Consider the following 13,392-nt stretch of genomic DNA (forward strand, 5'->3'; position numbering starts at 1 on the left):
CCGAACCGGGCGCCGAGCGCCTAGGCTGCGCCTTATGACGGACCTCACAGCAGCTGCCACGGCCAACGACCCCGCCGGCACCGGCGCGCCGGGCCGCAATCCCGCCGCACCCGGCGGCGGGCGCACCGTCGCCTCGGCCGTGCCGTCGTCCCTGGTCGCCCGCCTCGCCGCCGGGATCACCGCGACCGGCGAGCCCAGCGTGGTGGAGACGGTCGCCCCGCTGACCGGCGAGCGGCTGGCCGGCCTGCCGCAGTCCACCCCGGCGGACGTCGAGGTCGCCTTCGAGCTGGCCCGGCGCGCCCAGCCGGCCTGGGCCGCGCTGCCGGTCCGCCGTCGCGCCGCCGTCCTGCTGCGCTTCCACGACCTGCTGCTCAAGCGGCAGGAGGAGGTGCTCGACCTCGTCCAGGCGGAGACCGGCAAGGCCCGGCTGCACGCCTTCGAGGAGGTCATGGCCGTCGCCATCGCCGCCCGTCACTACGGCCGCTGCGCCCCCGCCTACCTGCGCGACAAGCGGCACCTCGGCGCGGTGCCGCTGCTCACCCAGGCCGTCGAGGCCCGCCGCCCCAAGGGCGTGGTCGGCCACATCTCGCCGTGGAACTACCCGCTGGAGCTGTCGGTCGGCGACGCCCTGCCGGCCTTCGTGGCCGGCAACGCGGTGGTCAACAAGCCGGACACGCAGACCGCGCTGACCGCGCTCTGGGCCCGTGAGCTGCTGATCGAGGCCGGGCTGCCGGCCGACCTGTGGCAGATCGTGATCGGCGACGGCCCGGTGATCGGCCCCGCCGTGGTCGAGCACGGCGACTACGTCTCGTTCACCGGCTCCACCCGCACCGGCCGCGACGTCGCCCGGCGCGCCGCCGGGCGGCTGGTCGGAGCCTCGCTCGAACTCGGCGGCAAGAACGCCATGCTGGTGCTCGCCGACGCCGACCTCGACCGGGCCGCCGAGGGCGCCGTCCGGGCCTGCTTCTCCTCGGCCGGCCAGCTCTGCATCTCGATCGAGCGGCTGCTGGTGCACCGCTCGGTGGCCGACGAGTTCCTCGCGAAGTTCGCCGCCCGCACCCGCGCGCTGCGGCTCGGCGGCGGCCTCGCGTACGGGGCCGACATGGGCTCGCTGGTCTCCTCCCGGCAGTTGGAGGCCACCACCCGGCACGTCGAGGAGGCGGTCAAGGCCGGTGCCACCGTGCTGGCCGGCGGCAGGGCCCGGCCGGACCTCGGCCCGTTCTTCTTCGAGCCGACCATCCTGGACGGCGTCACCCCGGACATGGCGGTGTGCGGCGAGGAGACCTTCGGACCGGTGGTCTCGGTCTACCGCTTCGACACCGAGGAGGAGGCGGTCGCCGCCGCCAACTCCACCCCGTACGGCCTCAACTCCAGCGTCTGGACCGGGGACGTCCGGCGCGGCCGGGCGGTCGCGGCGCGGCTGCGCACCGGCACGGTCAACGTCAACGAGGCCTACGGCGCGGCGTACGGCTCGGCCGGCTCGCCGATGGGCGGCATGGGCGACTCCGGGCTCGGCCGGCGGCACGGCGCCGAGGGCATCCTGCGGTTCACCGAGGCGCAGACGATCGCGAGCCAGCGGCTGCTGCCGCTCGCGCCGGCGCTCGGCCAGGACGACCGGCAGTACGCGGCGATGATGACCGCCGGGCTGCGGATGCTGAAGGCCCTGCGCGTCAGGTAGCCCGCCCGGCGGCAGCCGGTACCCCCGTTTCGTGGACGACTTCCGAAGGAGCAGTGGCAGATGGTGGGTTCGGCTGAGGACCGGGAGTTCGACTACGACGTGGTGGTGGTCGGCTCCGGTTTCGGCGGTTCGGTCTCGGCGCTGCGGCTGACCGAGAAGGGCTACCGGGTCGCCGTCCTGGAGGCCGGGCGCCGCTTCGACCGCGACGAACTGCCCAGGAACTCGTGGGACGTGGCCAACTACCTGTGGGCGCCGAAGCTCGGCCTCTACGGCATCCAGCGCATCCACCTGCTGGCCAATGTGATGATCCTGGCCGGCGCGGGGGTCGGCGGCGGCTCGCTGAACTACGCCAACACCCTGTACGTGCCGCCGAAGGCGTTCTTCGAGGACCGCCAGTGGAGCCACATCACCGACTGGCAGGAGGAGCTGGCTCCGTTCTACGACCAGGCGCGGCGGATGCTCGGGGTGCGGCTCAACCCGACCGTCACCCCGTCCGACGTCCACCTGCGGGCCGCCGCCGAGCGGATGGGCGTCGGCGACACCTTCCACATGGCGCCGGTCGGGGTCTTCTTCGGCGACGGCGAGGACGGCGACGGCACGGCGAAGGCGGCGCCCGGCGCCGAGGTGGCGGACCCGTACTTCGGCGGCGCCGGCCCGGCCCGCCGGGCCTGCGTCGAGTGCGGCGAGTGCATGACCGGCTGCCGGCACGGCGCCAAGAACATGCTCACCGAGAACTACCTGTACCTGGCCGAGCGGGGCGGCGCCGAGATCCACCCGCTGACCACGGTGGCCCGGATCCGCGAGCGGGACGGCGGCTTCGCGGTGGACGTCCGGCGCACCGACGGCCGCTCCGCCACCGACCCGGTCAAGGCCGGGGCGCGGACCATCACCGCCGCCCGGGTGGTGGTCGCGGCCGGCACCTACGGCACCCAGACGCTGCTGCACCGGATGCGCGCGGCCGGCCACCTGCCCCGGATCTCCGCCCGGCTCGGTGAGCTGACCCGGACCAACTCCGAGGCGCTGGTGGGCGCGCAGACCACCGACCGGCGGTACGGCGCCCGCGCGGACTTCACCAAGGGCGTGGCGATCACCTCCTCGATCCACCCGGACGGGAACACCCACATCGAGCCGGTCCGCTACGGCAAGGGCTCCAACGCGATGGGCGCGCTGTCGATCGCCCAGGTACGGGGCGGCGGACGGGTCCCGCGCTGGCTGCGCTACCTCGGCAACTCGGTCAAGCACCCGGTGACCTTCGCCCGCTCGATGAACCAGTACCGCTGGTCCGAGAAGACGATCATCGGCCTGGTGATGCAGTCGCTGGACAACTCGATCACCGTCTCGCTGAAGGAGAAGGGCCTCGGCAAGGGAGCGCTGACCTCCAGCCAGGGCCACGGCGCCCCCAACCCGACCTGGATCCCGGCCGCCGAGCGCGGCGCCCGGGCGCTCGCCGACGAGATCAACGGCTTCCCCGGCGGCAGCGTCGGCGAGATCTTCGACATCCCGATGACCGCGCACTTCCTGGGCGGCTGCCCGATCGGTGACTCCCCGCTGACCGGCGTGGTCGACCCCTACCACCGGCTCCACGGACACCCCGGGATCAGTGTGGTGGACGGTGCGGCGGTCTCCGCCAACCTCGGCGTCAACCCCTCGCTGACCATCACGGCGCAGGCCGAGCGGGCCATGTCGATGTGGCCCAACAAGGGCGAGCCGGACACCCGCCCGGCGCCCGGCGAGCAGTACCGGCGGGTCGCCCCGGTCCCGCCCGCCGCCCCGGCGGTGCCGGCCGACGCGTTCGGCGCGCTGCGGCTGCCGCTGCTGGCGGTGCCGGAGGTGCCGGAGGTGCCGAAGAAGCAGGCCTGACCCCGCGCCGCCGGGGCGCCGCCCGGATCCGGGAATGTCCCGGGTGTGTCCCGAGAGCGCCCGGCGGCGCGTGAGCGGTTGACAGCCGTCCGTACCCGATGGGAGAAAGGGGCGCCCTGGGGGACCAGGAGATCGTTCGTTCGGACGGGGGGACGCGGTCCATGGCCATCTGCGCATCCTGCGGCGCGGCGTCGGCACAGGGAGCGCTCGCCTGCGCGTCCTGCGGGCGGCCGTTGGTGCCGCCACCCGCCCTGCCGCCGCCCCCGCCTCCGTCGTCAGCGCCGCCGTCCGCGTCGCCTGCGTCGCCCGTGCCGCCCGCCGTGCCGCCGTTCCCGGGGACGCCGGGGGCGGGAGCCGGGGGGCCCTGGGGCGCAGGCCGGCGGTACGACCCGGCCGCGACCCGGCCCGCCGTGCTCCTCTGGCTGGCCGGTGCCGACTGGCGCCCGGCGCTGCGCGCGGTCGTCGCGCCCACCGCCGTGCTGCTGCTGGCCGCGCTGGTGGTCGCGATCCCGGGGGAGTTCTTCCCCTACACGGCCGTCCTCGACCACCCCTCCTACGGCACGCGCTTCGGCACCGCGCTGGCGATCGTCCTCGGCGCGCTCGGCGCACCGTTCCGCCTGGACGCGAGCCCCGGCGGCCCGGTCGGACTCGTGCGGGGCAGCGCGGTGCTGGTGCGCGCGGTCCCGCTGACCGTCACCGGGCTGTGGCTGCTCGCGCTCTGGCTCGGCCTGCGGATCGGAGCGCGCCGCGGGCAGGAGCGCACCGGCGAGCAGCAGACCCGCCGGCAGGCGACCGGCGAGGCCGTGCGCACGGCCGTGGTCGCGGCCGCGGTGACGGCGCTGCTCGGCCTGGTCGGCGGCGCCACCTGGCAACCGGGCGGCCGTTTCGACGTGGACGTGGACTCCGGGACGCTCGGGCGGGTCACCTACGAGTCCTCGGCCGGCTGGGTCGAGGCGGCCGGCTGGACGGCGCTGCTCGCCGGGCTGCTCGCCTTCGCGGTGTACGGCACGGACGCGCTGCGCTGGGCGGCCTGGCGCAACCGGGCGGTGCGCGGCTGGGCGGTCGCCGGGCTGGCGGCCGGCCGCGCGCTGGCGGTCTCGGTCGGCCTGGCGTCGGTGGTCGGTCTCGTGGTGGTCGCGGTGCTGAGCGGGGACGAGGGCGTCGGCGGCGAACCGACCGCCACCGCGACGGCCTTCCTGCCCAACGTCGGCCTGATGCTGCTCGGGCTGGGCTCCGGGGCGACCTTCCGGACCAGCAGCGTGGTGCCGGACGTCGGCGAGTCGGACTGGTACCCGGACCGCGGTGACATCGACGAGTACTCCTTCTTCGACCTGCACGGTGCGAGCGGCGACTGGCGCTGGACCGGGCTGCTCGCGCTGGCCGCCGCCGCGGTGCTCGGCTGGACGGCGTACCGGCGGCGGCTGGACGCCGCGGACCGGTTCCGGCTGGCGCTGGTGTACGGGGTGGGGCTCAGCCTGCTGACGGTGGTGTCGGGGATGCTGAGCTCGTCGAGGGCCACCGCCCGCAACCTCGGCCTCGGCGAGGACGCCGAGTTCGAGACCGCGCTCTCCCTGGTGCCGTGGACGCTGCTGGTGGCCAACCTCGTCTGGGCGGCGGTCGGCGCGCTGGTGGTGCCGCCGTTGCTGGCGGCCCGCGACGGCCGGACGCAGGCTCCGTCGGCGAAGGTGCCGGCGCAGTCCGGGCGGGACCTGCCCGACTTCCCCGACGGCACACCGGTCGTCTCGGAGGTGATCGGATCGGGCGACACGCAGTGGTCCGCCGCGCGGCGCCCGGAGGACGACGGGCCGGTGGACCCCGGCGTCTGGAGCCGCCGGCCGGAGTAGCCGGCCGGGGCAGCCGTCCGGTCCCGGACAGGGCAAAGGGCCCCGCGGGGGAACGGGGCCCTTTGTCGCTCAGCACTCGGCGTCAGGGCCGCGCCGGTGCTGGGTGACGGCGCCGGGGGAGGAGCGCCGTCCGGACGGTTGGCTTGACGGGCCGTACGCCACCGCTCCGGCGGGGATGGGCCGGCGAGCGCGGGCGCACAGTGCCGTGGCGGCGGTCCGGCGCGCAGGCCGGCATCGGACCATCGCTCACGGAGCGTGAGGTGATAATCGTTGCCACCGTGGGTCGCGGCGGCACCGGGACGGGACCGCAGGTAGCCCGTCGGCCACCGGGAGAACCCCTTCCACGCAGCATCGTCCTGGACGAAGGGCTTGCTCTGCAACCGATTCGGCATGATTCGGTACAGGCCGTTTCCGGCCGGGCCGATGGCCGGCCCGGGGCGGGCCCGCCGTGCGGGGGTGTCGCGAGGGTCGGCGCGGGGACGGCGGCGATGATCACGGTGCGTAATGATGCTGGCCGGAGCGCACAGGGACGTGCACAGCGGCGCGGGGACGGTGGGCGGGGTGCGCCGGTCCTGCGGCGGGTGCGGCGGCCGGCCCCGGGCGTCCCCGGCGGCCGGCCGCCCCACCTCCTGCCCCGGTCGCGGCCGGGGTCGCTGTCCCCTGCTGGCCGGCCGCAGCACCCGCGCGCGGTCCCACGGCGCGCCGCTCCCCGGCCGGGGCCGGTTCTCCGCGACGGCGCCACGCGCGCCGGTGGACTGGGGGTGAGCTCCACGCGTGGTCCTGCAGTGCCCGTACGGAGGCGCCCTGGCCGGGGCAGGGGCGACGCGTCTGGTGGGCGCGGCGCGGTCGTACGGTCCGCCCGGAGCAACGAACCGGCGCCCGTGCCGGTCACGGTCCCCGGGGCGGGCAGACGAGTGAAACCGGCCAGCCCGGTAGACTCGATGGCAGACCCCCGCCCGTCGCACTCCGCGCACCCTCCGTAGGGCGTGCCACGCGCGACACCTTTCGTACCGCTGCCGGAAGGCCGTCTGTGTCCTCTGCTACTCCCGTCCAGTCCGTACCTGAGACCGACACCGTCCTGGTCGTCGACTTCGGTGCCCAGTACGCCCAGCTCATCGCCCGTCGGGTGCGTGAGGCCCGGGTCTACAGCGAGATCGTGCCGAGCAGCATGCCGGTCGCCGAGATGCTCGCCAAGAACCCGAAGGCGATCATCCTCTCCGGCGGTCCCTCGTCGGTCTACGAGGAGGGCGCGCCGCAGCTCGACCGTGCGATCTTCGAGGCCGGCGTGCCGGTCTTCGGCATGTGCTACGGCTTCCAGCTGATGGCCACCGTGCTCGGCGGCACCGTCGACAACACCGGCGCCCGGGAGTACGGCCGCACCCCGCTGACCGTCTCGCGCACCGGCTCGACCCTGTTCGAGGGCGTCCCGGCGCAGCACTCGGTGTGGATGTCGCACGGTGACGCCTGCTCCGCGGCCCCCGAGGGCTTCACCGTCACCGCCTCCACCGACGTGGTGCCGGTCGCGGCCTTCGAGAACGACGAGGCCCGCCTCTACGGCGTCCAGTACCACCCCGAGGTGCTGCACTCCGACCACGGCCAGCAGGTCCTGGAGCACTTCCTCTACCGCGGCGCCGGCCTGGCCCCCACCTGGACCACCGGCAGCGTGGTCGAGGAGCAGGTCGCGGCGATCCGCGCCCAGGTCGGCAACAAGCGCGCCATCTGCGGCCTGTCCGGCGGCGTGGACTCGGCGGTCGCCGCCGCCCTGGTCAACAAGGCCATCGGCGACCGGCTGACCTGCGTCTACGTCGACCACGGCCTGATGCGCAAGGGCGAGACCGAGCAGGTCGAGAAGGACTTCGTGGCCGCCACCGGCGTGCAGCTGAAGGTCGTCGACGCGCAGGAGCGCTTCCTCGACGCGCTGAAGGGCGTCAGCGACCCGGAGGAGAAGCGCAAGATCATCGGCCGGGAGTTCATCCGGGTCTTCGAGCAGGCGCAGGCCGAGATCATCGCCGAGGCCGGCGAGCACGGCGAGTCGGTCGACTTCCTCGTCCAGGGCACCCTGTACCCGGACGTGGTGGAGTCCGGCGGCGGTGAGGGCACCGCCAACATCAAGTCCCACCACAACGTCGGCGGCCTGCCCGAGGACCTCCAGTTCGCGCTGGTCGAGCCGCTGCGCAAGCTGTTCAAGGACGAGGTCCGGATGGTCGGCCAGGAGCTCGGCCTGCCGGAGGAGATCGTCCAGCGCCAGCCGTTCCCGGGCCCGGGCCTGGGCATCCGGATCGTCGGCGAGGTCACCAAGGAGCGCCTGGACCTGCTGCGCGACGCCGACGCGATCGCCCGCGAGGAGCTGACCGCGGCCGGCCTGGACCGTGAGATCTGGCAGTGCCCGGTGGTCCTGCTCGCGGACGTCCGCAGCGTCGGCGTCCAGGGCGACGGCCGCACCTACGGTCACCCGATCGTGCTGCGTCCGGTGTCCTCCGAGGACGCCATGACCGCCGACTGGTCGCGCCTGCCGTACGACGTGCTGGCCCGCATCTCCACCCGCATCACCAACGAGGTCCGCGACGTCAACCGCGTGGTGCTCGACTGCACCAGCAAGCCGCCGGGCACCATCGAGTGGGAGTGAGCGCTCCCCGCCCCGGCCGGCCCTGACCGGTTCCGAACACCCGCGCCGCCGCCCCCGTACCCGGGGTCGGCGGCGCGGGTGTTCGTCGCCGGCCCGCTCGCCGACTCCGCGCCCCCGGGTGGGCCCTCCCACCGAAAGCAGCCACGAGCGGGCAGAATGCGTCCGGACCTGTCAGGCGGTGGCGGGCCGGTGAGGGAAGGTGTGGGGAATGGCGGAGGCCAGCAGCTCTGTGGCGGCCGGGACCGTCGGCGACGGCACGGCAGGGCCGCCCCCGGGCACCCAGGACGGACCGGGCCCGGCGGGCGCCACCGGACGGACCGCCGGGTGGAAGGCGGCCGGCTCGCGGCTGGCGCTGCTGCCGCTGCGGATCTTCCTCGGCGTCACCTTCGTCTACGCCTCGCTCGACAAGCTCTCCGACAGCCACTACCTGGCCGGGGCCGGCGACCCGGCCTCGTTCGTCTCGCAGACCCGGGCCGTCAAGGGTTCCAGCCCGATCGACTTCCTGCTCGGCCCGGCGCTGTCCCACCCCACCCCGTTCGCCCTGCTGGTCGCCTTCGGCGAACTCGCGGTGGGCCTGGGCACCCTGATCGGCCTCTGGGGCCGGCTCGCCGCCGCCGGCGGCGCGCTGATCAGCCTCAGCCTCTGGCTCACCATCAGCTGGACCGTCTCGCCGTACTACCTCGGCAACGACCTCGCCTACCTGATGGCCTGGACGCCGCTGGTGCTGGCCGGCACCCCGTACCTCTCGGTGGACGGCTACCTCGCCCGGCGCTCCGCCCGGGACCGCCTGCGCGGCCTGCACGAGGACCACGTCCGGCGCCGGGCCCTGATGGACGGCGGCCTCGCGGCCGTCGCGCTGGGCGGAGCCGGGCTGCTCACCGGCTCGCTGACCGCCACCTTCGGGCGGGACAAGCCCACCGCGAAGGCCGAGCAGCCGACCGCCCCGGCACCGGCCGGCGCGCCGGTCACGGTGGACGCGGCGAGCGTCCCGGTCGGCGGCTCGGCCCAGGTCAAGGACCCGGCCAGCGGCGACGCGGTCTACCTGGTGCAGCCCAAGGCCGGCCAGTACTGCGCGTTCTCCTCGGTCTGCACGCACTCCGGCTGCGCGGTCGACGCGCCGAAGAACGGCCAGCTGTACTGCCCCTGCCACGGTTCCCGGTTCGACGCGGCCACCGGCGCCGTGGTGAACGGCCCGGCCACCAAGCCGCTGCCGAAGTACCGGGTCACCAAGGAGGGCGACAAGCTGCACCTGGGCCCGCTGGAGAGCTAGTGTCCTGAATCCTGCCCGGGTTCCTCCGGCCGGGAGCGGCGTACCGCCGCCGCCACCGCCCCGGCCAGGCCGCCCAGGCCGAGCACGATGAAGGTCACCGGGATGATGATCCGGCCGTTGACCGAGACGTCGTTCACCGCCGCCACCAGGTAGAGCACCGCGATCGCGGTGAACAGCCCCCCGGCGATCAGCGAGAACAGGTCGAGTTGGTGCTTCCTCACTGCTGGACCACCTTGATGTTGCCGAGCCCGACCCTCAGCGTGAGGTCGAGCGTGCCCTTGGATTCCTGTCCGTTCACCGGGAGCAGCTGGTAGGTGCGGTTCCCCGGGCCGTCGTCGTAGCCCTCGCGGCCCGTGATGCGGACCTCCACCAGGCCGATCTCGCTGCGCACGTTGACCGTCACGTCCGTCGGCACCGTCACGGTCAGGTCGCCGGCGCCCAGCTCGGCCGAGGTGGCCAGGGTCGCGCCGGCCGGGTCGATCCGGCTGAGGTCCAGTCGCAGCGAGCCGACCCCCAGCGTGTACTTCGGCTGCAGCTCGGCGGCCGTGGCGACGGTCCAGGTGCGGTCGCCGGCCACGTTCCGGGTGGTGACCGAGGAGCCGCCGATCGCGGTCAGCGCGACGGTGAGCAGCAGACCGGGGACGACCAGCCGGCGGGCCCGGCCGAACTTGGCGCCGAGCACCAGGGTCAGCCCGATCACCAGCAGCGCGGTGGCCAGCACGGTGCCGGCCCGGACGGTGGCGCCGCCGTTGTTCGAGGCCGACCAGACGGCGCTGGCCGCGCCCACCGCCAGCAGCAGGCCGATCAGGCCGAGCGGGGAGCGCTCGCGCCGGTGCACCACCACGGGCGGGCGCGGCGCGGTCGGCGGGGCCGGCGGGACCGGTCCGGCCTCCTTGCGCAGCGGGTCGCCCTGCGGCAGGTCGGTCCGCTGCCACCACGGCTGGGCCGGGGCGCCGGGCGGCGGGGGCGGGGTGCCGTAGGGCGGGGTCGGCGCGGTGCCGCCGTACGGGTTGCGCTCGGGGTGGCGCGGGTCCCACAGGTAGCCGGACGGGCCGGCGTGCGGGGTGTCGGCGGGGACGGTGCCGGCCTCGCGCGCCGCGGCGTGCCGGGCGCGGGCCTCCTCGGCCGCGGCCGGCTCCTCGGGCGGCCAGCGGTAGCCGCTCGTGGCGGCCGCGGCGGGGTCGGCGGCGGGTCCGGCCTCCGGGAAGTAGCGGTCGTACGGGCCGCCCGGCCGCCCGCCGTCCCCGTAACCGTGGCTGTGGCCGTGGTGCCGGCGGCGGCCGCGGATCCGGCCGCCGCGGCGGCGCTCCGGGTCGTAGCGGACGGCCAGGAAGACCAGCCCGGCGAGCAGCAGCAGCGGGAACAGCTGGCCGCCGTCGCCCATCGAGGAGAAGAAGACGCCGGTGCCGATCACGGTCAGCAGCACCGCGCCGACCGACTGGCCGTCCACCCGGCCGGTGAGCACCCGCTGGAGCTCGGTGCGGCCGGAGCGGGTGCCGCCCTTGCCGTCCGCGCCCGGCTCGGTCGGCACGATCAGCCAGGCGAGGCCGTACAGGAACAGGCCGAGGCCGCCGGAGAGGCAGAGCACCACCGTCACGACGCGGAACACCACCGGGTCGATGTCCAGGTGCCGGCCGAGGCCGCCGCAGACGCCAGCCACCACACGGTGGCGCTCGGCCCGGGTCAGCGGCGGTCGGTCCGGCGCCGGCGGGGCGCTCGTCCCGGCCTCGTGGAGCTCCTCTGCACGGTGGTCTTCGGTCATGCCCACCATCCTGCTGGGTGCCGGACCCCCGCCCAACCGGTCCCGCCCCTGCTCGGACCCTGACTTGTCCCTGATAAGCGTCAGGGTCCCTGCGGGGCCACACCCTGATGCGTCCGGGTCCGCCCGCGTGGAACCATCGGTGCCGTGGCAGCACCCGGTTCCGACTCCCGTCCCCTCGCCCCCGAGCCCGCACCGCCCGGGGGCGGCGACCCGTCCGCGCCCGGCGACGCGAAGCCGCCCTACCGCCGGCTGTACCGCAGCCCGCAGGGGCGGATGCTCGGCGGTGTGGCGCACGGGCTCGCCGTGCACCTCGGACTGCCCGTCAGCTGGGTGCGGATCGCCTTCGTGGTGCTGTTCTTCGCCCAGGGGCTCGGCGGGCTGCTCTACGCGGCGTTCTGGTTCGTGGTGCCGATCGGCATCGGCGAGCCGCGGGTCGGCGCGCACTGGGTGTACGTCAACGGCTCCTTCGTCCCGGTCGGTTCCTGGCAGGTGGGCGGCGGCGGGGAGCTGAGCAAGGGCGCCGGCCGGCGCGGCGGATGGATCGGCCGGCTGCGCGAGGTGCTGCAGCACACCCTGCGGGGCGAGCCGGTCGAGGCCGGCGAGGGGGCCGGCGCGTCCGGCGCCGGGGCCTCCGGCCAGCGGCCGGGCGGGCTGGGCCAGCTGGCCGCGCTGGTGATGCTGGTGATCGGCGTGATCGCCCTGCTCAACGCCCTCAACGTGCAGACCGCCAAGCCGTACAGCTGGCCGCTGCTGGCGATCGGCGTCGGCGTGGCGCTGGTCTGGCGGCAGGCCGACGACTCGCGCTGGCAGCGCTGGTTCGGCCTGGAGGAGGGCGAGAAGCGGCGCGGCGCCTACACCCGGGTCGGCGCGGGCGTGCTGCTGGTGGTGGCGGGCATCATCGCCTTCCTCGCCACCCAGGGCGGCGGCTCGACGATCGGCTCGGTGATCGAGGCCTCGCTCGCGGTGCTCGCCGGTGTGCTGGTGCTGGTCGGCCCGTACGCGCTGCGGATGTGGCAGGACCTCGGCGCCGAGCGCACCGCCCGCATCCGCGCCCAGGAGCGCGCCGAGATCGCCGCCCACGTGCACGACTCGGTGCTGCACACGCTGACCCTCATTCAGCGCCGCGCCGAGGACCCCAAGGAGGTGCTGCGCCTCGCCCGGGCCCAGGAGCGCGAACTGCGGCTCTGGCTCTACCGCCCGGAGGCGGTCGCCGAGCAGGCGCCGGACACCATGGCGGAGAGCCTGCGCGCGGTGGTCGCCGAGGTCGAGGACCGGCACGGCGTCCCGGTCGAGGTGGTGATCGTCGGCGACTGCCCGATGGACGAGCGGATCGCGGCCCAGATGCAGGCCGCGAGGGAGGCGACCGTCAACGCGGCCAAGTACGGTGGCGGGGGACCGGTCCAGGTCTACGCCGAGGTCGAGGGGAGGACCGTGATGGTGTTCGTCCGCGACCACGGCCCGGGCTTCGACCCGGACACGGTCCCCGAGGACCGGATGGGCGTACGCGAGTCGATCCTCGGCCGCATGAAGCGCAACGGCGGCACCGCACGGGTGCGGCCCGCGCCGGACGGCGGGACCGAGGTCGAGCTGGAGATGGAGAGAGCGAATGACTGAGGCAGCGCCGGAGCGCCGCGCGCGGGTCGTCCTGGTCGACGACCACCGGATGTTCCGGACGGGGGTACGGGCGGAGATCGGGCGCACCGAGGCGACCGGCATCGACGTGGTCGGCGAGGCCGACGACGTGGAGTCGGCGGTCCGGGTGGTCGCCGAGACGCGGCCCGACGTGGTGTTGCTGGACGTCCACCTGCCCGGTGGCGGTGGCGTCGAGGTGCTGCGCCGCTCGGCCGGGCTGATGGGCGACCCCGGGGGAGTGCGCTTCCTGGCGCTCTCGGTGTCCGACGCGGCGGAGGACGTGATCGGCGTGATCCGCGGCGGTGCCCGTGGCTACGTCACCAAGACGATCACCGGGACCGACCTGGTCGACGCGATCTTCCGGATCTCCGACGGGGACGCCGTCTTCTCGCCGCGGCTGGCCGGCTTCGTGCTGGACGCCTTCGCGGCCACCGACACCCCGCCGGTGGACGAGGACCTGGACCGGCTCACCCAGCGCGAGCGCGAGGTGCTGCGGCTGATCGCCCGCGGCTACGCGTACAAGGAGATCGCCAAGCAGCTGTTCATCTCGGTCAAGACGGTGGAGAGCCACGTCTCGGCGGTGCTGCGCAAGCTCCAGCTGAGCAACCGGCACGAGCTGACCAGGTGGGCCACCGCGCGCCGGCTGGTCTGACCCGGGTGTCCTTCGGGCCCGCCCGGTCCTGTCAAGGGCCGGGCGGGCTTGTCGGCGGGTGGCCATAG

9 protein-coding genes are annotated in these 13,392 nt (G+C 75.0%); 7 read left to right on the forward strand and 2 right to left on the reverse strand.

What is annotated here, in order from left to right:
* The first annotated feature begins 34 nt into the window (after positions 1-34).
* From ABZW10_RS02350 to ABZW10_RS02370, 5 genes are all read left to right on the forward strand, one after another.
* Positions 35-1,678, forward strand: a complete 1,644-nt coding sequence (locus ABZW10_RS02350) for a succinic semialdehyde dehydrogenase (protein WP_355358480.1) — start codon at positions 35-37, stop codon at positions 1,676-1,678.
* 60 nt (positions 1,679-1,738) lie between these two features.
* Positions 1,739-3,538 (forward strand): GMC family oxidoreductase, encoded by a 1,800-nt coding sequence (locus ABZW10_RS02355; RefSeq protein ID WP_355358483.1) that lies wholly within the window; start codon positions 1,739-1,741, stop codon positions 3,536-3,538.
* Between the two features lie 410 nt (positions 3,539-3,948).
* Positions 3,949-5,382, forward strand: a complete 1,434-nt coding sequence (locus tag ABZW10_RS02360) for a hypothetical protein (RefSeq protein ID WP_355358486.1) — start codon at positions 3,949-3,951, stop codon at positions 5,380-5,382.
* A gap of 1,030 nt (positions 5,383-6,412) precedes the next feature.
* Positions 6,413-8,008: a glutamine-hydrolyzing GMP synthase gene (gene guaA, locus ABZW10_RS02365; protein ID WP_355358489.1), complete on the forward strand. Its 1,596-nt coding sequence runs from the start codon at positions 6,413-6,415 to the stop codon at positions 8,006-8,008.
* Between the two features lie 208 nt (positions 8,009-8,216).
* Positions 8,217-9,278: a Rieske 2Fe-2S domain-containing protein gene (locus ABZW10_RS02370; RefSeq protein WP_355358492.1), complete on the forward strand. Its 1,062-nt coding sequence runs from the start codon at positions 8,217-8,219 to the stop codon at positions 9,276-9,278.
* Here ABZW10_RS02370 and ABZW10_RS02375 read toward each other — a convergent pair.
* Both ABZW10_RS02375 and ABZW10_RS02380 read right to left on the reverse strand, forming a co-directional pair.
* The gene (locus tag ABZW10_RS02375; protein ID WP_355358495.1) at positions 9,275-9,499 is read right to left on the reverse strand and encodes a hypothetical protein; all 225 of its coding nucleotides are present in this window, start codon (positions 9,497-9,499) and stop codon (positions 9,275-9,277) included. The two genes, ABZW10_RS02370 and ABZW10_RS02375, sit on opposite strands and share 4 nt — an antisense overlap.
* Positions 9,496-11,040, reverse strand: a complete 1,545-nt coding sequence (locus ABZW10_RS02380; protein ID WP_355358498.1) for a PspC domain-containing protein — start codon at positions 11,038-11,040, stop codon at positions 9,496-9,498. Before ABZW10_RS02380 ends, ABZW10_RS02375 begins: the two co-directional genes overlap by 4 nt.
* A gap of 249 nt (positions 11,041-11,289) precedes the next feature.
* On the opposite strand from ABZW10_RS02380, the gene ABZW10_RS02385 reads away from it, so the two are divergent.
* Complete coding sequence (locus ABZW10_RS02385; protein ID WP_355358933.1) at positions 11,290-12,654, forward strand: PspC domain-containing protein; 1,365 nt, start codon at positions 11,290-11,292, stop codon at positions 12,652-12,654.
* Positions 12,647-13,324, forward strand: a complete 678-nt coding sequence (locus ABZW10_RS02390; RefSeq protein WP_355358501.1) for a response regulator transcription factor — start codon at positions 12,647-12,649, stop codon at positions 13,322-13,324. The genes ABZW10_RS02385 and ABZW10_RS02390 overlap by 8 nt, the downstream gene beginning before the upstream one ends.
* Positions 13,325-13,392: the final 68 nt, after the last annotated feature.

Source organism: Kitasatospora sp. NPDC004723 (assembly GCF_040609255.1).
In the GTDB taxonomy this organism is placed as follows: domain Bacteria; phylum Actinomycetota; class Actinomycetes; order Streptomycetales; family Streptomycetaceae; genus Kitasatospora.

What these genes read in the sequence shown, in the direction of transcription:
- ABZW10_RS02355 (WP_355358483.1), top strand. Translation starts at nt 1,739, where the DNA reads ATGGTGGGTTCGGCTGAGGACCGGGAGTTCGACTACGACGTGGTGGTG.
- ABZW10_RS02390 (WP_355358501.1), top strand. Translation starts at nt 12,647, where the DNA reads ATGACTGAGGCAGCGCCGGAGCGCCGCGCGCGGGTCGTCCTGGTCGAC.
- ABZW10_RS02380 (WP_355358498.1), bottom strand. Translation starts at nt 11,040, where the DNA reads ATGACCGAAGACCACCGTGCAGAGGAGCTCCACGAGGCCGGGACGAGC.
- ABZW10_RS02370 (WP_355358492.1), top strand. Translation starts at nt 8,217, where the DNA reads ATGGCGGAGGCCAGCAGCTCTGTGGCGGCCGGGACCGTCGGCGACGGC.
- ABZW10_RS02350 (WP_355358480.1), top strand. Translation starts at nt 35, where the DNA reads ATGACGGACCTCACAGCAGCTGCCACGGCCAACGACCCCGCCGGCACC.